General features: G+C 71.1%; 13 protein-coding genes. 10 read left to right on the top strand and 3 right to left on the bottom strand.

What is annotated here, in order from left to right; genetic code table 11:
- The first annotated feature begins 146 nt into the window (after window positions 1–146).
- Together WS89_RS06030 and WS89_RS06035 are read left to right on the top strand one after the other, a co-directional pair.
- Entirely contained in the window at window positions 147–812 is a 666-nt protein-coding gene (locus WS89_RS06030) for a response regulator transcription factor (RefSeq protein WP_059789840.1), read from the top strand.
- Window positions 809–2,188, top strand: coding sequence for an ATP-binding protein (locus tag WS89_RS06035; RefSeq protein ID WP_059789841.1), 1,380 nt, complete (start codon window positions 809–811; stop codon window positions 2,186–2,188). Before WS89_RS06030 ends, WS89_RS06035 begins: the two co-directional genes overlap by 4 nt.
- Window positions 2,189–2,263: 75 nt before the next feature.
- Here WS89_RS06035 and WS89_RS34180 read toward each other — a convergent pair whose 3' ends face one another.
- Both WS89_RS34180 and WS89_RS06040 read right to left on the bottom strand, forming a co-directional pair.
- Window positions 2,264–2,401, bottom strand: coding sequence for an HHHH-motif protein (locus tag WS89_RS34180; protein WP_014897078.1), 138 nt, complete (start codon window positions 2,399–2,401; stop codon window positions 2,264–2,266).
- Window positions 2,402–2,447: 46 nt separating this feature from the next.
- Entirely contained in the window at window positions 2,448–2,693 is a 246-nt protein-coding gene (locus WS89_RS06040) for a hypothetical protein (RefSeq protein WP_059498952.1), read from the bottom strand.
- Window positions 2,694–2,986: 293 nt separating this feature from the next.
- On the opposite strand from WS89_RS06040, the gene WS89_RS06045 reads away from it, so the two are divergent.
- From WS89_RS06045 to WS89_RS06075, 7 genes are all read left to right on the top strand, one after another.
- Window positions 2,987–3,655 carry an RNA polymerase factor sigma-70 gene (locus tag WS89_RS06045; RefSeq protein ID WP_059789843.1) on the top strand — a complete coding sequence of 223 codons (669 nt, stop codon included), beginning with the start codon at window positions 2,987–2,989 and terminating at the stop codon, window positions 3,653–3,655.
- An 85-nt stretch (window positions 3,656–3,740) separates the two neighbouring features.
- Entirely contained in the window at window positions 3,741–3,983 is a 243-nt protein-coding gene (locus WS89_RS06050) for an MbtH family protein (protein WP_006476052.1), read from the top strand.
- A 46-nt stretch (window positions 3,984–4,029) separates the two neighbouring features.
- Window positions 4,030–5,040 (top strand): TauD/TfdA family dioxygenase, encoded by a 1,011-nt coding sequence (locus WS89_RS06055; RefSeq protein ID WP_059789845.1) that lies wholly within the window; start codon window positions 4,030–4,032, stop codon window positions 5,038–5,040.
- The gene (locus WS89_RS06060; RefSeq protein ID WP_059498949.1) at window positions 5,037–5,885 is read left to right on the top strand and encodes an ABC transporter ATP-binding protein; all 849 of its coding nucleotides are present in this window, start codon (window positions 5,037–5,039) and stop codon (window positions 5,883–5,885) included. Before WS89_RS06055 ends, WS89_RS06060 begins: the two co-directional genes overlap by 4 nt.
- On the top strand, window positions 5,882–7,972 hold the full coding sequence (gene fhuB / locus WS89_RS06065) for a Fe(3+)-hydroxamate ABC transporter permease FhuB (protein ID WP_059789847.1): 2,091 nt from the start codon (window positions 5,882–5,884) through the stop codon (window positions 7,970–7,972). The genes WS89_RS06060 and fhuB overlap by 4 nt, the downstream gene beginning before the upstream one ends.
- Complete coding sequence (gene fhuF / locus WS89_RS06070; RefSeq protein WP_059789849.1) at window positions 7,969–8,769, top strand: siderophore-iron reductase FhuF; 801 nt, start codon at window positions 7,969–7,971, stop codon at window positions 8,767–8,769. The genes fhuB and fhuF overlap by 4 nt, the downstream gene beginning before the upstream one ends.
- Entirely contained in the window at window positions 8,766–9,788 is a 1,023-nt protein-coding gene (locus WS89_RS06075) for an ABC transporter substrate-binding protein (RefSeq protein ID WP_059789852.1), read from the top strand. The genes fhuF and WS89_RS06075 overlap by 4 nt, the downstream gene beginning before the upstream one ends.
- Before the next feature lie 181 nt (window positions 9,789–9,969).
- Here WS89_RS06075 and WS89_RS06080 read toward each other — a convergent pair whose 3' ends face one another.
- Window positions 9,970–11,715, bottom strand: coding sequence for a cyclic peptide export ABC transporter (locus tag WS89_RS06080; RefSeq protein WP_059789854.1), 1,746 nt, complete (start codon window positions 11,713–11,715; stop codon window positions 9,970–9,972).
- A 272-nt stretch (window positions 11,716–11,987) separates the two neighbouring features.
- Here WS89_RS06080 and WS89_RS06085 point away from each other — a divergent pair, with 272 nt between their 5' ends.
- A complete protein-coding gene (locus WS89_RS06085) occupies window positions 11,988–21,662 on the top strand; it encodes a non-ribosomal peptide synthetase (protein ID WP_059789957.1) in 9,675 nt (3,224 codons plus the stop codon).
- The last annotated feature ends 3 nt before the right edge of the window (window positions 21,663–21,665 follow it).

Consider the following 21,665-nt stretch of genomic DNA (forward strand, 5'->3'; position numbering starts at 1 on the left):
ACGGTCATGGCGGGCCTCTCCGGAAAGCGCCGGATGCATTGCGCCGGCAATGCGGCGATCGATGCGCATCGTGGCCCCTCGGCTTTAAGAAGTTTTTAATCGCGGTCCGTCAGTCTGGCGACCTCGCCAATCGAGGAGCGATATCGATGCATATCCTGCTGGTGGAAGACGATGCGATGCTGGCCGACGCCGTGCGGGCCGGCCTCGCGCAGAACGGCTGGCACGCGGACTGGTCGGCCGACGTGCCGGCGGCGCGGCTCGCGCTCGTCGGGCACGACTACGACGCGGTGCTGCTCGACCTGCAACTGCCGGGCGCGTCCGGTTTCACGCTGCTGGCCGCGATGCGTGCGAACTACGATGCGACACCGGTGCTGATCGTGACCGCGCGCGATCAGTTGAGCGACCGTATTCGCGGCCTCGACGCCGGCGCCGACGACTATCTCGTGAAGCCGTTCCAGCTGGACGAGCTTTATGCGCGGCTTCGCGCGCTGACGCGCCGCAGCCAGGGCCGTGTGTCGGAGCGGCTGGTCTGCCGCGATGTCCACGTCGATCCGGCGCGCCGGGAAGTCACGCGGGCCGGCGAACCGGTTGCGTTGAGCATCCACGAATACCGGACGCTGCTCGCGCTGATGGAGCGGCAAGGGCGGGTCGTCACGCGGGCGCAGCTCGAGGAGCGCGTGTACGGCAACGACGACGCAATCGAAAGCAACACGATCGCGGTGTACATCCATCAATTGCGGCGCAAGCTCGGCGACGAACTGATCGTGACGGTGCACGGCTTCGGCTATCGCATCGGGGAGGGTACGGCATGAGGTCGCTGCGCGTACGCCTGCTCGCGACCGTGATGGCGATGGTCGTCGTGTTCTGGGCCGGCTGGGGCGCGTTTCTCGGCATCGGCCTGTGGCGCGAACAGCGCGGCTGGCGCGACGGCTTGCTCGAGGGCGCCGCGCAACTGCTGCTGTTGTCGTTGCCCGATACGATCGATCGCCTGCCCGAAGTGCGCACACAGGCGGTGTTGCCGAAAGCCGCGTACGGCAAATACGACGTCGCGTTCCAGATCTGGGTCGACGGCCGCAACGTCATGCACAGCGCGGATGCGCCGGGGCCGGCGCTCAAGGCCGACATGCGCGACGGATACGGCGTGAGCGCCGGACGCGGTCTCGCGCACGACGAGACCTGGCGGGTTTACTCGCTCGCGGATCCGGCCGGCCGGATTCACGTGCAGACCGGCGGGCCGGCCACGACCTGGCAGGAGAAGGCCAGCAATGCGGTGCAGCTCGGCCTGTTCAATACGGCGGTGATGCTCGCGATGCTGGGCGTGGCGATCTGGTGGGGGATCCGCTGGTCGTTCGGGCCGGTGCGCGAGGTTCAGCGGGCGATCCAGCACAAGGCCGCGTTCGATTTTTCGCCCTTGCCGTTGGCGATGCTGCCGCGCGAACTCCGGCCGCTCGTCGAATCGTTCAATCGGCTGCTCACGCGGCTGAGCCAGGCCGTCGATACCGAGCGCCGTTTCATCGGCGATGCGGCGCACGAATTGCGCATTCCGCTGGCGGCGTTGTCGGCGCAGGCGGAAGTGGCACTGCGGGCGGACGATCCGACGGACAAGGACGCGGCGCTGCGCCGCCTGGCAACGGGCGTCGAGCGCAGCGCGCGGCTGTCGGCGCAATTGCTCGAGCTGGCGCGGCTGGATGCCGGCTCGCGTGCGGAGCAGCATGGGCCGGTCGACCTGGCACGGCTCGTTGCGCTGATCGCGAGCGACTTCGACGCGGCCGCGCATGCATGCGGGCAGACGGTGCGGGTGGCGGTCGAGCCGGTATGCGTGTGGGGCGACCTGGACGAAATCGCGATCGCGGTGCGCAACCTGATCGACAACGCGCTGCGTTACGGCCGTGAAGGCGGACGGGTCGAGATCACGTGCGATGGCGTTGCGGATGCAGGGCGGGTCGGGTTGCGGATCGCGGACGACGGACCGGGCGTGCCGATCGATCAGCGCGAGCGAATCTTCGAACGCTTCTACCGGGTACCGGGCACCGCGCAGCCGGGAAGCGGTATCGGACTGTCTCTGGTCGCGCGCATCGCCGAGTCTCACGGCGGGGCGGTCGACGTGACGTCCGGTATCGACGGGCGCGGGCTCGCGGTGATCCTGTCGTTTCCGATCTGGCTCGCGCCGGAGCGGTGGCAGCGCTAGCGTGGACGCCGCGTGGCGTCGACCACGAAAAAAAGCGCCGGCAAGCGGCGCTTTTCCGTATCGGCTGCGCGACGCTCAACGCACCCAGCGGCATACCTTGTGATGGTGATGCTCGAAGTGACACACGCGGTGCGGATGCGCTTCGGCGATGGCCGGCACGAGCACGGCGGCGGCAACGGCGGCGGCGGTGAGGGTTTTGAGTAGCGTCTTCATGTCGAGGTCCTGTCGTTGAATGATGGGTCAAGAGTGCGCAGCGGCATCACCACTGCGGCCGCTGATCGTCGCGACGGTCGTCACGGCGGTCATCCCGGCGATCGCGGTCGTCACGCGGGCCGGGATGCCGGGCTTCCCAGTCGCGGCGCTCCCAGTAGCGATTTCCGTCCCAGTAACGATCGCCATGCCAGCCGATCGTGACTTCGGCAGGGCCAGGGTAGGCGACGCACCCGGCGAGCATCACGCTCGACAGCGCGCCCACCATGACTGCGGATAACACGATGGATTTCATGTTGCTCTCCCTTGGAAACGGCAGGTCGATCGTACGAGCCCCCAAAATTTCACGTAGTAAGAAGTTGCTACCGCCGATGACACGTGCAGGCGTTTCGTCAGGAACGTGAAAGCATGCGTGCGCGGCGTGCGAGCCGTCTGCGCAGCGCAGATACACACCTGTCCACTCCAACAACGATTCCACCAATTGTTCAGACAAATCCTGATGACCCAAAGGGTCATCTCGTAATCGGATTGAGAATGATTTGCGTTTACGTTAAATTGCGCTATCTCGGAATTTGACGGAGCAGATCGATGGCCATGGCGGACGTGCTCGACCGACCGGCGGCGACAGCGGCAAACCCGTTCCTCGGCAGTTATCCGGACCTGCCGCCACGCGCCGCGCCGCGTCCGCGCCGGGCGTCCGAGCCCCGTGCGCAGGGCGCGCTGCTCGACGTGCTGATCGCCCATCGCGCGATGCTCGTCAACGTCGCGCGCGGCTTCGTCGGTTGCGCGAGCCGCGCGGAGGACGTCGTGCACGACGTGTTCGTGAAGCTCGTCGAATTCCCGAACCAGGACGCGGTGCGCCAGCCGGTCGCGTACGTGACGCGGATGGTGCGCAATGCGTCGATCGACGCATGCCGCCGACAGAGCCTGGAAAACGTCTATCACACGGAAGAGGACGACGGCTTCGACGTGCCGTCGCCCGAGCCGACGCCGGAAGCCGCGCTGATGACGCGCGATACGCTGCGGCGCGTGTGGGCCGCGCTCGACGACCTGCCGGCGCGCAGCCGTGCGGCCTTCGAGATGGTGCGGCTGCGCGAGGAGACGCTGCAGACCGCGGCGCGCGCGCTGAACGTGTCGCAGACGCTCGTGCATTTCATGGTGCGCGACGCGGAGCGCCATTGCGCGGAATGCCTCGACGCGTGCCATCGCGGCGTCGCATGCCCGGTGTTCCTCGGCGGCCGCGCGCGGCGGCGGTAAAAAAACGCGCCGGCCAACCGTCTATCAGACAGGAGCGGCCGAATCCGCCGCTTCGCCTCCTTCAACCGCCCAGCGATTTCCGATCATGACGCAAGCCCCGACGCCTTCCGCCGACACCGACGATCTCGTCTATACGGTCGTCATCAACGACGAAGAACAGTATTCGATCTGGCCGACGTTCCGGCCCGTGCCGGCTGGCTGGCGCGAAGTGGGCGTGAGCGGCCCGAAGGCCGACTGTCTCGCGCACATCGAGACCGTCTGGACCGACATGCGCCCGGCGAGCCTGCGCCGTGCGATGGACGGCGAGCGCGCGACGCGCGCGTCGTGATCTGCTGCGCCGCGGGTGCGGCGCCTCACCTGAAGAGGACGTTTGCATGACCCTGCTTTCGTTGCCGACGCTCGACGACCTGCGTATCGAGCCGGGGCTGCCCACCGTCGTGTCGCCGCGCGGCAACGACGGGATGTCGATCGACGACGTCGCGCCGCTGGCGCGCGAGATCGCGGCCGACACGCTCGAACGGGCGGGCGGCGTGCTGTTCACGGGCTTTCGCGTGCCGTCGATCGACGCGTTCCAGCAGTTCGCGGCTTCGTTCGGCGATCCGTTGATCGGCTATGAATACGCATCGACGCCGCGCAGCCAGGTCGAAGGCGCGGTCTACACGTCGACCGAATACCCGCCGCACCGCGCGATTCCGCTGCACAACGAACAGTCGTACACGCGTGAATGGCCACTGCGGATCTGGTTCCACTGCGCGCTCGCCGCGCCGAAGGGTGGGGCGACGCCGATCGCGGACAGCCGCGCCGTGTACCGCGCACTCGATCCGGCGCTCGTCGCGCGCTTCGAGAAGCGCGAGCTGCTGTACGTGCGCAATTTCGGGCAAGGGCTCGATCTGCCGTGGCAGCAGTCGTTCGGCACCGACGAGCCGGCCGAGGTCGAGCGGATGTGCGCGGCGCGCGGCATCGAATGCGCGTGGCGCACCGACGACGACGGCGAGCTGCTGCTGCGCACGCGCGAGCGTTGCCAGGCCGTCGCGCGTCATCCGCGCACGGGCGAGCGCGTCTGGTTCAACCAGGCGAACCTGTTTCACCTGTCGGCGCTCGACGAAGACATGCAGGAAGCGCTCGTCGACGCGGTCGGGCTCGAGAACGTGCCGCGCAACGTGTACTACGGCGACGGCGAACCGCTCGAGGCCGACGCGCTCGCGGAGATTCGCGGCGTGCTCGACCAGCAGCGCATCGTGTTCCCGTGGCGCACCGGCGACGTGCTGATGCTCGACAACATGCTGAGCGCGCATGCACGCGACCCGTTCGAGGGGCCGCGCAAGGTCGTCGTCGCGATGGCCCAGAGTTACACGGTCCCGCGCGACCGAACGGAGGATCGATGACGCGTAGTACCGCCGCGCTTGCCGCGCGCGGGCTGTCGGTGGGATATCGCGACCATGTCGTGATCGACGGGCTCGACCTGTCGATCGCGGCCGGCCGCGTCACCGCGCTGTGCGGACCGAACGGCTGCGGCAAGAGCACGCTGCTGCGCACGTTGGCGGGCCTGCAGCCCGCGCGCGCCGGTCATGTCGAAGTGAACGGCAAGCCGCTTGCATCGTTTCGCCGTCGCGCGCTCGCGCGCGAGCTGACGATGCTCGCGCAGTTCAACCAGATTCCGTCGGGCCTCACCGTGCGCGAGCTCGTCGCGTACGGGCGCTATGCGTACGGCGGCTTCCTGCGCGGCCTGTCGCGGATCGATCATGCGGCAATCGACGAGGCGCTCGAAACGAGTGGCCTCGCCGACGATGCGCAGCGCGACGTCGGCGCGCTGTCGGGCGGCGAGCGCCAGCGCGCGTGGATCGCGATGGCGCTCGCGCAGCAGGCGCCGATCGTGCTGCTCGACGAACCGACGACCTATCTCGACATCCATCACCAGCTCGACATCCTCGATGCACTGCGTGCGCTGAACCGTGCGCGCGGGCTGACGATCGTGTGGGTGCTGCACGACCTGAACCAGGCGGCCGCGTACAGCGACGAGATCGTGCTGATGCGCGCGGGCCGCCTCGTCGCGCAGGGCACGCCCGACGCGATGCTCGACCCGGCGCGGCTGCGCGCGGCGTTCGGCGTCGAGATGCTGAAGCTCGCGCATCCGCGCACGGGCGCACCGATGTGCGTGCCGGCCTACGGGCCGTCGACCGACGGCGCGCCGCAGGCGGCCGGCGTCTTCGACCGGGATCTCGCGGTATGACGACGTTCGCGATGCGCAAGCGCCTCGCGGCGACGGGCAACGGGGCGACGACAGGGCGGGCCGGCGCGATCGCGTTCGGCCTCGTCGTGCTGATCGCGCTGCTCGCGGCGCTGCGGATTGCCCCCGATCTGCGCGTGTGGTGGGACGCGGCGCCCGGCAGCGATGCCGCGTCGCTCGCGCACGTATTCCTGTTCGACCTCAATCTGCCGCGCGTCGCGGCTGCGCTCGTCGCGGGCGGTTGTCTCGGCATCGCCGGCGCGCTGTTCCAGTCGCTCACGCGCAATCCGCTCGCATCGCCCGACCTGCTCGGCGTGACGGGGGGCGCCCAACTCGGCCTGCTCGCGGCGATGCTCGTGCCGGCGCTGGCGGGCGTCGCGTCGGTGCCGCTGCTGTTCGTATGCGGGCTCGCCGCCGCCGCGTGCGCGATCGTCGCGGCGGGCGGCTGGCGCGCGACGCCGTTGCGGCTCGTGCTCGCGGGCAGCGTGTGCATGCTGCTGTTCGCCGCACTGTCGACGCTCGTGCTCGCGTTCTTCGAGCAGAACATCGCAGGCGCCGCGCTGTGGACCAACGGCAGCCTGTACCAGCCGGGCGCGACGGGCCTCGCGCTCGCCGTGCGCTGGCTCGTGGTGCCGCTGATCGCACTGCCGTTCGTGATCCGGCCGCTGAATCCGCTCACGCTCGGCGACGATGCGGCGGCCGCGGCCGGCGTGCGCGTCGATGCGACGCGACTCGCCGCGACGATCGTCGCGGTCGCGTTCACGAGCGTGGCCGTCAGCATCGCCGGCCCGCTGTCGTACGTCGGCCTCGTCGCGCCGAACCTGCTGCGCCAGGTGCGCGGCGCGCGCGCGGCCCGGCTCGGCGTGCTGGTGCCGCTGTCGGCGCTCGCCGGCGGCGCGCTCGTGCTCGTCACCGACAGCGCGGTGCTCGCGTCGGGCCTCGACGCGACGCTGTCGACCGGCGTCGCGATCGCGCTGGTCGGCACGCCGCTGATGCTCGCGATGATCCGGCGCGGCGCCGCGTGGTCGGGCGTGCTGCACGCGGATGCCGAACGCGCGGCGGGCGGCGGCTCGACGCGGCTCGTCGGCTGGCTCGAACGGCTCGGCTGGCCGCTGCGCACCGCGCTGTTCGTCGCGACGGGCGTGCTGGTGGTCCTGGTCGGCGTGTCGGCCGGGCCGGAGTGGCTGTCGCCCGCGCGCTGGTCGGCCGCGCTGTCCGGTCACGATGCGCTCGCGCGCATGCTGATCGACCTGCGCATGCCGCGCCTGCTGTGCGCGCTGCTCGCCGGCGCGCTACTTGCCGTCAGCGGTGTCGCGATGCAGAGCGTCGTGCGCAATCCGCTCGCGGGCCCCGAAGTGCTCGGCGTCACGCAGGGCGCGGGGCTCGTCACGCTGTTCGCGTTGTCGACGTGGCCGCTGATGGGCCACGTGACGCTTGCCGCCGCCGCGCTGATCGGCGGCGGGCTGTCGCTCGCGATCACGCTCGCGCTGAATCACCGGCATCGCTACGCGCCGCTCGCGGTCGCGCTGACGGGCATCGTGATCGGCGCGTTGTGGACCACGCTCGCGCAGTGGCTGATCACGCAGGAAAGCGTGCAGCCCGCGCGCTTCGTCGTGTGGCTCGTCGGCGGCACGTATGGCCGCAGTTGGGGCGAGGTCTCGATGCTGTTGCCGTGGTGCGCGCTCGCGGTGCCGGTGTTCGCGTGGCTCGCGAAACCGCTCGACATGCTCGCGCTCGGCGACGACCAGGCCGCTGCGCTCGGCCTGCCGGTGGCGGCGCTGCGGCCGCTCGCGCTGACGATCGCGACGCTCGCCGCATGCGCGGCGGTCGCGGCGGTCGGGCCGGTCGGCTTCATCGGACTGATGGCGCCGCACGTCGCGACGATGCTCGGCGCGCGCCGGCATCGCACGCGGCTGTGGCTCGCGGCGGCGTGCGGCGCGCTGATCCTCGGCGCCGCGGATCTCGCGGCGCGCATCGTCGTCGCGCCGCGCGAAGTGCCGGCCGGCGTGCTGACCGCGCTGATCGGCGCACCGTACCTGCTCGGGCTGCTGGTTGTCGAGGGGCGCCGCGCCCGGCGCGCGGGGCGATGACGCCGTCGCTCGACGGCGCGCGTGCCATGCGCTTTTCGGCGTTCGCGCCGCAACCGTTCGCCGAACACCTCGACGTCGTGTGGCTCGGCATGCCCGAGGATGCCCACGCGCCGGGCCGCATCGTCGTGCCCGTCAGCGCGTTGCCCGCGCACCGCGACGCCGTGCTCGGCGCGATGGTCGACCATTACGGCGGCGATCCGACGCAGCATGCGCGTGCGCTGATGTCTCAGTGGAGCAAATACTATTTCGGCCGCGCGGCGACGGCCGGCGTCGTCGCCGCGCTGACGCTCGGTCGGCCGCTCGACATGACGCCCGAGCGCACGTTCGTCGCGCTCGATGGCGGGATGCCGGCCGCGCTGTATTTCGCAAGCGACGCGCTCGGTGCGCCGTGCGACGATCCCGAGCCGCGCTATGCGGGGCTCATCGCGCATCTCGGCGCGGTGATCGACCTGCTCGCGGCGATGGGGCGCGTCACGCCGCGCGTGCTGTGGAGCAACGCGGGCAATCTGCTCGACTATCTGCTCGAGACCTGTCGTGCGTTGCCGTGCGCAGCCGATCCCGTCGGCGACGCGAACTGGCTGTTCGGTTCGACCTGCATGCACGGCGAGCCGAATCCGCTGCGCATGCCGGTGCGCGACGCGCTGCCGCGCTCGCCGCTGCTGCCGACGCCGTTTCGCGCCCGCCGCGTGTGCTGCCTGCGCTACGAAATTCCTGGAGAAACGCAACTGTGTGGAAGCTGCCCCCTGCTACTGACGATGGACGACGCGGCGCTGGCCGAGCAGGACGCGATCCGGTGACGCGCCCCGGCCGCCGGCACGCGCTCGGCGCACTCGCCGCGCTCGGCGCCGCGTGCTGCGGCGCGTTGTCCGCATCGGCGGCCGCCGTTTCCGAGGCCGGGGGCGCCGGCGGTACGCAAGGCGCCGTGTCGCTGGCCGGCAATCCCGTCGTGTCGCAGGCCAGCGCGAAGATGCCCGTGCGGCCGCAGCGCGTGGTTGCGCTCGACTTCATGTTCGCGGAAAGCGTGATCGCGCTCGACATCGTGCCGGTCGGGATGGCCGATACGGCGTTCTACCCGGGCTGGCTCGGCTACCGGAGCGAGCAGCTCGCGCGCGTGACCGACGTCGGCTCGCGACAGGAGCCCGGGCTCGAGGCGATCGCGGCGGTCAAGCCGGATCTCGTCATCGGCGTCGGTTTCCGGCATGCGCCGATCTTCGACGCGCTCGACCGGATCGCGCCGACGATCCTGTTCCAGTTCAGCCCGAACGTGTCGGAGGGGGGCGTGCCGGTCACGCAGCTCGACTGGATGCGGCAGATCTTCCGGACGATCGGCGCGGTGACGGGGCGCGACGCGCGCGCGCAGGCAGTCGAAGCGCAACTCGACGCCGGCATCGCGCGCAATGCGGCGCGGCTCGCGGCCGCGGGCCGCAACGGCGAGCGCGTCGCGCTGCTGCAGGATCTCGGCTTGCCCGATCGTTACTGGGCCTATACGGGCAACAGTACGTCCGCGGGCCTCGCGCGGGCGCTCGGGCTCGATCCGTGGCCGAAGAAGCCGACGCGAGAAGGCACGCTGTACGTGACGTCGGCCGATCTGCTGCGGCAGCGCGATCTCGCCGTGCTGTTCGTGACCGCGTCGGGGATGGACGTGCCGTTGTCGGCCAAACTCGATTCGCCGGTGTGGCGTTTCGTGCCCGCGCTGAAGGCGCACCGGATCGCGCTGATCGAGCGCAACATCTGGGGGTTCGGCGGCCCGATGTCGGCGCTGAAGCTGGCCGACGTGATGACCGACACGATGCTGAAGCTGCCGGCCGTGCGCTGAGTGCGCGGAGGATGGCGCCGGGGGGATGCCGGCAGGGCGTCGTGCTGGCTTGACGACGCGTGGCTTCCGCTTTTTCCTGTTCGCCAACGCATCGAGCCCCATTTCCTGCGAAACGACAATCCGACAATCGCCGACACACTGCCAGTGCAGCGTGCCGGCGATGTTTCGATCGACCGCCGCGTTACGCGCTCAGCGCATCGACGCCATCCTGCGCACGCACGCGCGCCGGTTGCGTGTCGCTGACGATGCGCCCGTTGTCGAGCTTCAGCAGACGGTCGGCGAGGTCGAAGTAGCGGTCGTCGTGCGTGATCACGATCACGGCCTTGCCGCGCGCGCGCAGCTCGGGCAGCAATTGCTCGTAGAACACGGCCTTGAACGACGGATCCTGGTCGGCCGCCCATTCGTCGAACAGGTAGAACGGACGATCCTCCAGGTATGCGACGACGAGCGCGAGCCGCTTGCGCTGCCCGGTCGACAGCGCGCGCGTCGAGAACGCGCCGTCGACCACCTTCACCTTGTGGTCGAGCGCGAGTTTCGCGACGAGCGCGTTCGCCCGCGCATCGGCCTGTGCGCGCGACGGATCGTCGGGGTCGACGATGCCGAGCAGCGCATCGAACAGATGGAAATCGTTGAACACCGCGCTGAAACGCTGCCGGTAGGCTGCGCGCTCGCGCCAGCCGATCGTGCGGCCATCGACCTCGATCGTGCCTTGCTCGGGCTCGTAGAGCCCCGTCAGCACCTTGGCGAGCGTCGTCTTGCCGCTGCCGTTGCCGCCGACGATGAACACGAGCTCGCCCGGCTTGATCGTCAGGTCGATCGGCCCGATGCTGAACATCCGTTCGTCGCGCTCGTGGAAATACGCGTGCGTGACGCCGCGCAGCGTGACGGCGCCGGCCGGCGGCACGTCGGGCGCATCGGCCGCGGGCGGCACCGTTCGCAGCGCGCCGAATTCGGCCATCACGCCTTCGATCCGCGTGAGCGACACGCGCGCCGCGTTGACGGTCGGCAGGTTGTTCAGCAGGCCGTCGAGCGGCACGAGCATGAACAGGAACACGACGACGTAGCCGGCGGCCGCGGCCGGGTCGGCATGCACGCCGAGCTGCGGCCAGAACGACGCGACGCCGAGGAACACGTAGAACAGGAAGATGATCCAGCCGACCCCGACCGCATACGCGCTGAATGCGCGGCGGCGGTGGTCGCGCACCTCGCCGATCGCGGCGCCGAGCTGGCCGTCGACGAACTGGCGTGCGCGCGCATCGTGCAGCTTCAGCTCCTTCGCGCCGGAGAACAGCGAACCGAGATAGCCGAACAGGCGGTCCTGCGCGTGGCCGGCGGCTTCGAGCGACGCGATCGCGCGGCGGTCGCCGGTGTGATAGCCGAGCGAGCCGGCGACGATCGCGGCCAGCGCCAGCACGCACACGGGCCAGGACAGCCACGCCAGATAGCCGAGGCAGCCGAACACGATCGAGCCGTGCATGACCAGGTTCGGCAACGCGAAGAACAGCATCGACACGTTGGTCGCGTCGTCGGTCAGCACCGACTGCACGGGTGCGGCGCCGATTCGCTCGATGTCGCGCAATTCGGCCGCGCCGACGCGCCGCGCCAGATGCACGCGCAGCCGCGCCATCGTGTCCTGCGACAGGCGGGCAAACAGCGTGCCCGACACGATCCGCGTGACGAGCGCGATCACCGCGCACAACGCGAAGCGCCACGCGAGCGATGCATCGGCCGCCCCCGGTTGCGACAGCGCGCGGTTCAGCGTCGCGACGAGCAGCACGCTCGCGACGCCGTTCAGCACGCATGCGGTGAGCGCCAGCGCGAGCGACACGCGGCTTTCGCGCAGCAGCGCAAGGATCAGGCGCGCCGCGGGGCGGGCGGGGGAAGCGTCGAGGGACGGCGGGGAGGAGGGCTCGTGGGCGGCTGTCATCGGCAACGTCGGTAAAGGGAAGGCGGGCAATAACGCGAAAAACGGCGAATCTGACGCGAACGCAGCGGGCGGGGCTTGCCCCGTTGCGGCGTTCCTCCCTGATAGACGAACGGGCCGCGCAAATATTTAGCCCCGTCGTCAAAAAAAGCGGTCGCATGCACTTTGCGCGCAAAACGGTAAAAAATCGGCCGCGTCGTTCGTCACACCAGTGAAGCCGCCCCAAGCGGCCCCGAGACTTGGCCGAAGCGGCCGGACCGAAGGACTTCACGCACATGACGAGTTTCCCGACTGCGCTGCATCACCGAATCCGCGCACTGGCGCGCATCGCGCCCGACGCACCTGCGATCGCGGTGCCTTTCCAGAACGACCTGCGCCTGTCGCGCGGTGCGCTCGACGCACGTGCATCGCAACTCGCCCGGCGCCTGCGCGCGGCCGGCGTCGGCGCCGAAGTGCGGGTCGGCGTATGTGTCGAGCGTTCGTGCGAACTGTTCGTCGCGCTGCTGGCCGTGCTCAAGGCGGGCGGCGTGTTCGTGCCGCTCGATCCGCGCCATCCGGCCGCACGCCTCGACTGGATCGTGCAGGACGCGCAACTGCGGCACGGCATCGTCGACGCCGCCGGCCGTGCGGCGCTCGGCACGCCGTTCGAACACGCGTTCGACGCGACGGCCGACGCATCGGGTGTCGCGCAGGACGATGCGTTCGATGACGACACGATGACCGTGCACCCGCGTTCGGCCGCGTACATGATCTATACGTCGGGCTCGACCGGCACGCCGAAGGCGGTGGTCGTCGAGCACGGGCCGCTCGCCGCGCATTGCGACGCGCTCGCGGCCGCGTTGCCGATCGAGGCGGGCGACCGTCTGCTGCATTTCGCGTCGGTCAATTTCGACGCCGCGCACGAATGCTGGCTCGCGCCGCTCGCGGTCGGCGCCGGCATCGTCGTCGCGCCGCCGCAGCCGTTCGCGCCGGACGCCGCGCATGCGCTGATGGTGCGCGAAGCGGTCAGCGTCGCCGCATTTCCGCCCGCGTACCTGCGCGAATTCGCGGCCGTCGCCGCGCGCGACGGCGTGCCGCCGGCACTGCGCGTACTCGCGTTCGGCGGCGAAGCGCTGCCGCAGCAGGCGTTCGAATTCGTGCGCCGCACGTTCCCGGCAGTCCGCCTGATCAACGGTTACGGGCCGACCGAGGCCGTGATCTCGCCGATGCTGTGGCCGGTCGAACCGGGCGAAACGCCGGTGCTGGCCGCGGACGACGCGTATGCGTCGCTGCCGATCGGCCGCGCGATCGGCCCGCGCGTGGCACGCATCGGCGGCGCCGCAGCCGATGGCGTGGGCGAGCTGCTGCTCGGCGGCGTCTGCGTCGCACGCGGCTATCACGGTCGCGCGGCGCTCACGGCCGAACGTTTCATTCCCGATGCGCACGGCGAACCCGGCGCGCGCGTCTATCGCACGGGCGACCTCGCACGCCTGCGCGACGACGGCGCGTTCGACTTTCTCGGCCGCCTCGACGATCAGGTTCAGGTGCGCGGCGTGCGCGTGGAGCCGGCGGAAATCGCCGCATGCCTGCGCTCGCACCCGGCCGTGGCCGACGCGGCCGTGGTGGCCGAAACCGCCAACGGGCCGACGCGGCTGATTGCGTGCGTCGCGCTGCGCGCGGCGGCCGACGATGCCGCATTGAAGGCGCACGTGGCCGCGCAATTGCCGGCCGCCTGGCAGCCGCACCGGTTCGTGCGTTGCGATGCGCTGCCGTACACGCTGAACGGCAAGCTCGACCGTGCCGCGCTGCGCGAGCGGATTGCCGCCGCGCGCGACACGGCGCAAGGCGCAGGCGATGCGCCGCGCACGCCGACCGAACGGCAGATCGCGGGCCTCTGGCAGACGCTGCTGGGCCTCGACGTCACGCCGTCGCGCGACGATCGCTTCTTCGTGCTGGGCGCCGATTCGCTCGCCGCGATGCAGTTGCAGGCCGCGATCCGCGCCACCGTGCGCGTGAATCTGCGGCTCGATACGCTGTTCGCCGATCCGGCGCTCGCCGAACTGGCCGCAACGCTCGACCGGGCGGAACGCGAGACCGGCGAACCGGTGGCCACGATTGCCGCGCGCCGTGCGGCGGCCGATGCGGCGGCGCCGGGTGCGCAGGGTGCGCCGCACATCGACCGTGCGGCATCGCTCGCGCAGCAACGTTTCTGGGTGCTCGCGCAAACACGCGGCGCCAGCGCCGCGTATCACATCGCCGCACACTGGACGATCGACGGCGCGCTCGACCGCGACGCGTTGCAGCGGGCGCTCGATCACGTGATCGGCCGTCACGAAGCCTGGCGCACGACGCTCGTCGACAACGACGACGGCGTCGTGATGCAGCGGATTCATGCGCATCTGCCGGTGCCGATCGTCGCGGTCGACCTGCGCGACCAGCCGCCGGCCGCCCGCGACGCGCAAGCCGCCCGTCTCGCCGAGCGCGACGCGGCCGAGCCGTTCGACCTCGCGCGCGGCCCGCTGCTGCGCGCGACGCTGATCGCGCTCGCCGACGATCGTCATCGCCTGCTGCTGACCGCGCATCACGCGATCACCGATGGCTGGAGCTCGCGCTGCGCGTTCGACGAACTGTCGGCTGCGTATCGCGCGTATGCCGAAGGCCGCGAACCGTCGCTGCCCGAATTGCCGATCCAGTACGCCGACTACGCGGACTGGCAGCGCGACGTGCTGGCCGGCGGCGAGGGCGAGCGCCAGCTCGACTACTGGCGCGGCGCGTTGCGCGACGTGCCGGGCCCGCTCGCGCTGCCGGTCGATCGCCAGCCGGGCGCGGTACGCACGCTGCACGGCGCGCGCGTGTCGGTGCGCCTGCCCGATGCGGTCGCGGCCGACGTGCGGCAACTCGCACGCGACGCACGGGCAACCGTCTTCACGGTACTGCTGGCGGCGCTCGACGCATGGCTGTCGCGCCTGACCGGCGAAACGGACGTCGTCGTCGCGGTGCCGGTCGCGCATCGCCAGCGTCCCGAAACGCGTGCGCTGCTGGGCCTTTTCCTGAATACGGTCGCGCTGCGCGTACGCGTGGCACCGACGCTGCCGTTCCGCGCGCTCGTCGACGCGGCGCGTACCGCGGCGCTCGATGCGGTCGCGCACCAGGACGTGCCGTTCGAGCGCGTCGTCGACGCGGTGAAGCCGCCCGTCAAGCGCGGCGACGAATGGCTGCGGGTGAAGTTCGCGCAGCAGTTCGACGCACGGCACGACAGCGTGCTGCCGGGCGCCACGGCGGTCGCGACGCCGGGCCCCGATCTCGCCGCGCGCTTCGACTTCGCGCTCGATTTCACCGACGACGCGAACGGGATCGAACTGGTCGCGGCGTATGCGACCGACTGCATCGACGCCGATACTGCGCGCGCATGGCTCGACAGCTATGCGGCGCTCGTCGGCGCGGCCGCGCGCGATCCGCAGCACACGACGGCCACGCTACCGTGCGATGCTTCGGCCGCGTCGCGCCAGCCGCGCGACGGCCGTGCGCTGCAAGTCGAACATGCCGACATTGTCGCCGCATTCGCCCGGCAGGCGGCCGCGTATCCGCATCGCATCGCGCTTTCCGACGCATCGACTTCGCTGACGTTCGCCGAGCTCGACGACGCATCGAACCGCATCGCGCGGGCGCTGGCGCAACGCGGCGTGGCCGCCGAGGCGGCCGTCGTCGTCTGCATCGAGCGCTCGGCGCGTTTCGTCGTCGGTCTGCTCGGCGCGCTGAAAGCCGGCGCGCTGGCCGTGCTGCTCGACCCCGCGCAGCCGGCCGCGCGACTCGCCGCGGCGGCGGCCGACTGCGGTGCGCGCTGGGCGCTCGTCGCGGAGCCGGCTGCGTGGCCGGCGGGCATCGACGCGCAGCCGCTCGACGTCGACGCGCTCGTGCAGGACACGACGCTCGCCCATGCGGCCGGCGTGCGCACCGCGCCGCACCCGGAACAGGGCGCGTACCTGATCTATACGTCGGGCTCGACCGGCGCGCCGAAGGGCGTCGTCGTCTCGCACGGCGCGCTGGCCGACTACGTGCAGGGGATGCTCGACGAACTCGCGTTCGCACCCGACGCGTCGTTCGCGATGGTCTCGACCGTCGCTGCCGATCTCGGTCACACGACGCTGTTCGGCGCGTTGTGCGCGGGCCGCACGCTGCACCTGCTGCCGGCCGCGTGTGCGTTCGATCCCGATCTGTTCGCCGACGAAATGCGCCGTCGCGACGTCGGCGTGCTGAAGATCGTGCCGAGCCACCTGCAGGCGCTGCTCGATGCGCGCGCGCCGGCCGACGTGCTGCCGCGCCACGCGCTCGTGACGGGCGGCGAAACGCTCACGTGGGCGCTGGTCGCGCGGCTGGCCGCGCTCGCACCGGCCTGCCGCGTGATCAACCATTACGGGCCGACCGAAGCGACGGTCGGCGCGATCGCGTGCGACACTGCGTCGATCGCCGCCGGCGCGCGCGATCCCGCGAGCGGCGTGCCGCTCGGCGTGCCGCTGCCGAATGCGCGCGCGCTGGTGCTCGACGCGTTCGGCGCCTGCGTGCCGGCAGGCGCGATGGGCGAGTTGTATCTGGGCGGGCCGGGTGTCGCACGCGGCTATCTCGGACGCCCCGCGCAAACCGCCGAACGGTTCGTGCCCGATCCGTTCACGCCCGGCGCGCGGCTGTATCGCACGGGCGACCGCGTGCGGTTGCGCGCGGACGGCCGGCTCGTTTTCCTCGGCCGTATCGACGACCAGGTGAAGATTCGCGGCTACCGAGTCGAGCCGGGCGAGGTGAGTGCGGCCGTGCGCGCGGCCGGCCCGATCGCGCAGGCCGAAACGCTCGCGATCGAGCACGATGGCCGCCTGCGGCTCGCGACGTTCGTCGTGATGCGCGACGGCGCGACATTCGACGAGGCCGCGATGCGCGCCGCGCTCGCCGCGAAGCTGCCCGACTACATGGTGCCCGCGCAATTCGTCGCGCTGGCGCGTCTGCCCGTGACGGCGAACGGCAAGATCGATCGCGCGGCATTGCGCGAACTGGCGGCCGTGCCGGTCGCGGTCGCGTCCGGCGATGCGCCGCAGGGCGCGGTCGAAACGGTGCTCGCCGACGTCTGGCAAGCCGTGCTGAAGGCGCCGAAAGTCGGCCGCGACGACAATTTCTTCGAACTCGGCGGCGATTCGATCCTCGTGCTGCAGGTGATCGCCCGTGCGCGCAAGCGCGGCGTGCGCTTCACGCCGAAGCAACTGTTCGACGGGCCGACCGTCGCCGAACTCGCACGCATCGCAAAAACGGACGACACGGCCATCGCCGCCCGGCCTGCAAGCGCAGACGCGACTGCCGTCGCGCTGCCGGCTGCCACGTCGATCCTGACGCCCGCGCAGCAACGCTTCTTCGCGCTCGATATCCCGCACCGCGGCCACTGGAACCAGTCGGTGTCGTTCGATGTGCGCGGCGCGTTCGACGCGGACGCGTTCGCCCGCGCATTCGACGCGCTGCTCACGCATCACGACGCATTCCGTCAGCGCTTCGCGCGCGGCGCGGACGGCACGTGGCACGCGAGCGATGCGGCGAAGCCGTACGACGCGCTGCCGTTCGTCGAAGCCGCCGCTCGCGACGAAGCCGACGCGCTGGCACGTTTCGACGCGCTGCAACGCCGTCTCGACCTCGGCAGCGGGCCGCTCGCCTGCGCGTGCGCGGCACGGCTGCCGGACGGTTCGACGCGGCTCTATCTCGCGATTCACCATGCGATCGTCGACGGCGTGTCGTGGCGGATCCTGCTCGACGACCTGGACACCGCTTATCGCGCCGCATGCGAGCGCACGCCGATCCGCCTGTCGCAACCGGGCCTGCGCGCGGACGCATGGGCCGCGCGGCTCGCCCGCGCCGCAACGGAGCCGGCGTCGCCGTTCGCAGCCGAAGCCGCCTACTGGGCCGGCATGGCGCAGGGCGACGACATCGTGCCCGATCACCCCGACGCAGCGGCGACGAACGCCGACGCGGCAGTCGTCGTGCAGACGATCGACGCGGCATTGACCCGTGCCGCGCTGACCGACGCGCACGCGGCCTATCGCACGCAGACGATCGAGCTGCTCGGCGCGGCGCTCGTGCTGGCGCTGGCCGGCGCGCGCGGCGCCGCATCGTGCCGGATCGAGCTGGAAGGACACGGCCGCGAGGCGTTGTTCGACGACGCGGATGCCAGCCGCACGATCGGCTGGCTGACGAGTCATTACCCGGTGACGCTGCCGGTCGAAGCGACGGCCCGCGACACGCTGTGCGCGGTCAAGGACACGCTGCGCGCGGTGCCGCACAAGGGGCTCGGCTTCGGCGTGCTCGCTCACCATGGCGATACGGCGACGCGCGCGACGCTGGCCGCCGTGCCGCGCCCGCGTGTCACGTTCAACTATCTCGGCCAGTTCGACGCGCCGCGCGATGCAATGCTCGTCCCGCGTTTCGGCGGCACCGGCGTCGAGCGCGACCCGCAGGGCCCGCTCGGCAATACGCTCGCGATCCACGCGTACCTCGACGCGGACGGCGACGGTGTGCGCACGCTGAAGGTTCACTGGGTCTACGGTGCGCCGCAATTCGAACGCGCGACGATCGACGCGTTCGCCGAACGCTTCGCGGCCGCGCTGCGCGAACTCGTCGACGCCTGCGCGTCGCGCGTCGCGCATCGCGGCGCCGGCGCGACGCCGGGCGATTTCCCGCTCGCGCAGGCGGCCGGTCTCACGCAGGCCGCGATCGAGCGCGCGCCGCTCGACTGGCGCGCGATCGACGACGTGTATCCGCTGTCGCCGATGCAGCAGGGCATCCTGTTCCATGCGCTGTTCGCGCCCGGCCACGCGAGCTACGTGAACCAGCTCGTCGCGACCGCAACGGCGCTCGACGCCGACCGGCTCGCGGCTGCGTTCGACGCATCCGTCGCGCGTCACGACATCCTGCGCACGAGCGTGATGCCGGACGAAGCCGCGCCGCTGCAGTGCGTGCATCGTCACGCGCGCATGCCGGTCGAGCAGCTCGACTGGCGCACGCGCGGCGACACGCTCGACGCCGATTTCGACGCGTGGCTCGCGGCCGACCGCGCACGCGGCTTCGACTGGCGCGAGCCGCCGCTGATGCGGCTCACGCTGATCCGCGTGACGGACGACGCATGGCGCGTCGTATGGACGCGTCACCACGTGCTGCTCGACGGCTGGAGCACCGCGCGGCTGCTCGCCGACGTGCTGCGCGACTACCGCGACCCGGACGCCGTGTCGCCGTTCGCGAGCCGTCCGGCGCTGCGCTATCGCGACTTCATCGCGTGGCTCGGCACGCGCGATCGCGATGCCGACGAGCGCTTCTGGACCGAGCGCCTGGCGCGGCTCGACGCGCCCACGCTGATCGCGGAACGCACGGCCGACCGCGCGGATGCCGAGATGGTCACGTGGCGCGCGACGCTCGATGCCGACACGACGACGCGCGTCGCGCAGACCGCCCGCGCGTTGAAACTGACCGTCAACACGCTGGTGCAGGGTGCATGGGCGCTCGCGCTGCAGCGGATGACGCACCAGCCGGCCGTCGCGTTCGGCGCGACCGTCGCGGGCCGTCCCGACGCGCTCGCGGACGTCGACTCGGTGCTCGGTCTTTTCATCAACACGCTGCCGGTGATCACCGCGCCGGCGCCGCAGCAACGGGCGGCCGACTGGCTGCAAACGCTGCAACGCGAGAACGCGGCCGCCGCCGAACACGCGCACACCCCGCTCGCCGACATCCAGCGCTGGGCGCGCGGGGCGGGCGGCGCACTGTTCGATACGCTGGTCGTATTCGAGAACTATCCGGTGGACGACACCGCGCGCGATGCCGATCCGCGCGGGCTGGCGTTGAGCGGCGTACGCAGCATCGAAGCGACCGATTTCGCGCTGACGCTCGTGATCGAAACCGGCGTCGAACTGACGATCGACTACGGCTACGACACCGCGCGCATCGACGCGCGTCAGGTCGAGACCTGGCACCGCGCCTTCGCCTGCGCGCTCGATGCGCTGGCCCGTACGCCTGACGCGCGGCTCGGCACGCTGTCGATCGCCGACGATGCGGCCCGCGATGCGCTGACGCGTGTGCAGGACACCGCGTGTACCTGGCCGGTGGAACGACGGCAGCCGCTGCACCTGCAATTCGGCGACGCGGCACGGGCGACGCCCGACGCGACCGCGCTCGAATACGCGGACGCTCGCGGCCATGTGCAGCGCGCGACCTATCGCGAACTCGACGCCGCGACGTCGCGCATCGCCGCTGCGCTGCGCCGGCGCGGCGTGCAGCCCGATACGCCGGTCGCGCTGTGCGTCGAGCGCTCGTTCGACATGGTGATGGCGCTCGTCGGCGTGCTGAAGGCCGGCGCCGCGTATCTGCCGGTCGATCCCGACTATCCGGCCGAACGCATTGCTTACCTGCTGCGCGACGCGCGGCCGGCCGTCGCGATCACGCAGGCGCATCTGCGCGAACAGGTCGAGGCCGCGCTGGGCGAGGGCGCCGAGACGCAACTGCTGACGGTCGCGGAACTGCTGGCCGACGAAGCGGGCGATACCGACCATCACGCCGCCGCGATCGACGACGCGCAGCTCGCGTACCTGATCTACACGTCCGGCTCGACCGGCAAGCCGAAGGGCGCCGGCAACACGCACGGCGCGCTCGCAAACCGGATCGCGTGGATGCAGCACGCGTACCGGCTGACGCGCGACGACGTCGTGCTGCACAAGACGCCGTTCGGCTTCGACGTGTCGGTGTGGGAATTCGTGTGGCCGCTCGCGATCGGCGCGAAGCTCGCGATCGCCGCGCCGGGCGATCACCGCGATCCGGCGCGTCTGGCCGCCGCGATCCACGCGCACGGCGTGACGGTGCTGCATTTCGTGCCGTCGATGCTCGCCGCGTTCGCTGCGCATCTCGACGATTTCGCGGCTGCCGCGCAATGCGACAGCGTGCGCCTGATCGTCGCGAGCGGGGAGGCGCTGGCGCCCGAACTCGTCGCGAAGATGGCGCGCCTCTTGCCGAACGCGACGCTCGTGAACCTGTACGGGCCGACCGAAGCCGCGATCGATGTGTCGCACTGGACCTGCGGCCCCGACGACGCGCGTGCGGCCGCGGTGCCGATCGGCCATCCGATCGCGAACCTGCAACTGCACGTGCTCGATGCCGCGTGGCAGCCGGTGCCGGCCGGCGCGACCGGCGAACTGTATCTCGCGGGCGCGGGCCTCGCACGCGGCTATCTCGGCCGTCCGGCGCTGACCGCCGAGCGCTTCGTGCCCGATCCGTTCGTGCCGGGGGGGCGCATGTACCGCACCGGCGACCTCGCGCGCCGGCGCGCGGACGGCGCGCTCGACTACCTCGGCCGTGTCGACACGCAGGTGAAGCTGCGCGGCCAGCGAATCGAGCCGGGCGAGATCGAGGCGCTGCTGCGCGCGGCGCCGGGGGTCAACGATGCGGTCGTGATCGTGCGCGACGAGCAACTGATCGGCTACGTCGCCCGCGGCGGCGCTGGCCCGCTCGACCGCGCGGCGTTGCTCGACGCGCTGCGTGCGCAACTGCCGGCGTACATGGTGCCGTCGCAACTGATCGAGCTCGATGCATTGCCCGTCACGCCGAACGGCAAGTGCGACCGCCATGCGTTGCCCGCGCCGGTGCGTGAAGCGACCGAAGCCATCGAACTCGCGACCGATACCGAGCGTGCGCTCGCGGAAATCTGGCAGCGCGTGCTGCACGTGGACGCGATCGGCCGCGACGGCGATTTCTTCCTGCTCGGCGGCCACTCGCTGCTCGCGACGCAGGCCCACGCGCAGGCCAACCTGCACTGGGGGCTCGCGCTGCCGCTGCGCACGCTGTTCGACACGCGCACGCTGGCGCGCTGCGCGGAAGCGATCGACGCGGCCTGCGCGGCACGCGGCGCAACCGATGCGGCAAGCGCGATCGACGCGCTGCTCGGCGAACTGGAAACCCAATAAGGA

Origin of the sequence: Burkholderia sp. MSMB1072 (assembly GCF_001524725.1) — a bacterium.
Taxonomy (GTDB): domain Bacteria; phylum Pseudomonadota; class Gammaproteobacteria; order Burkholderiales; family Burkholderiaceae; genus Burkholderia.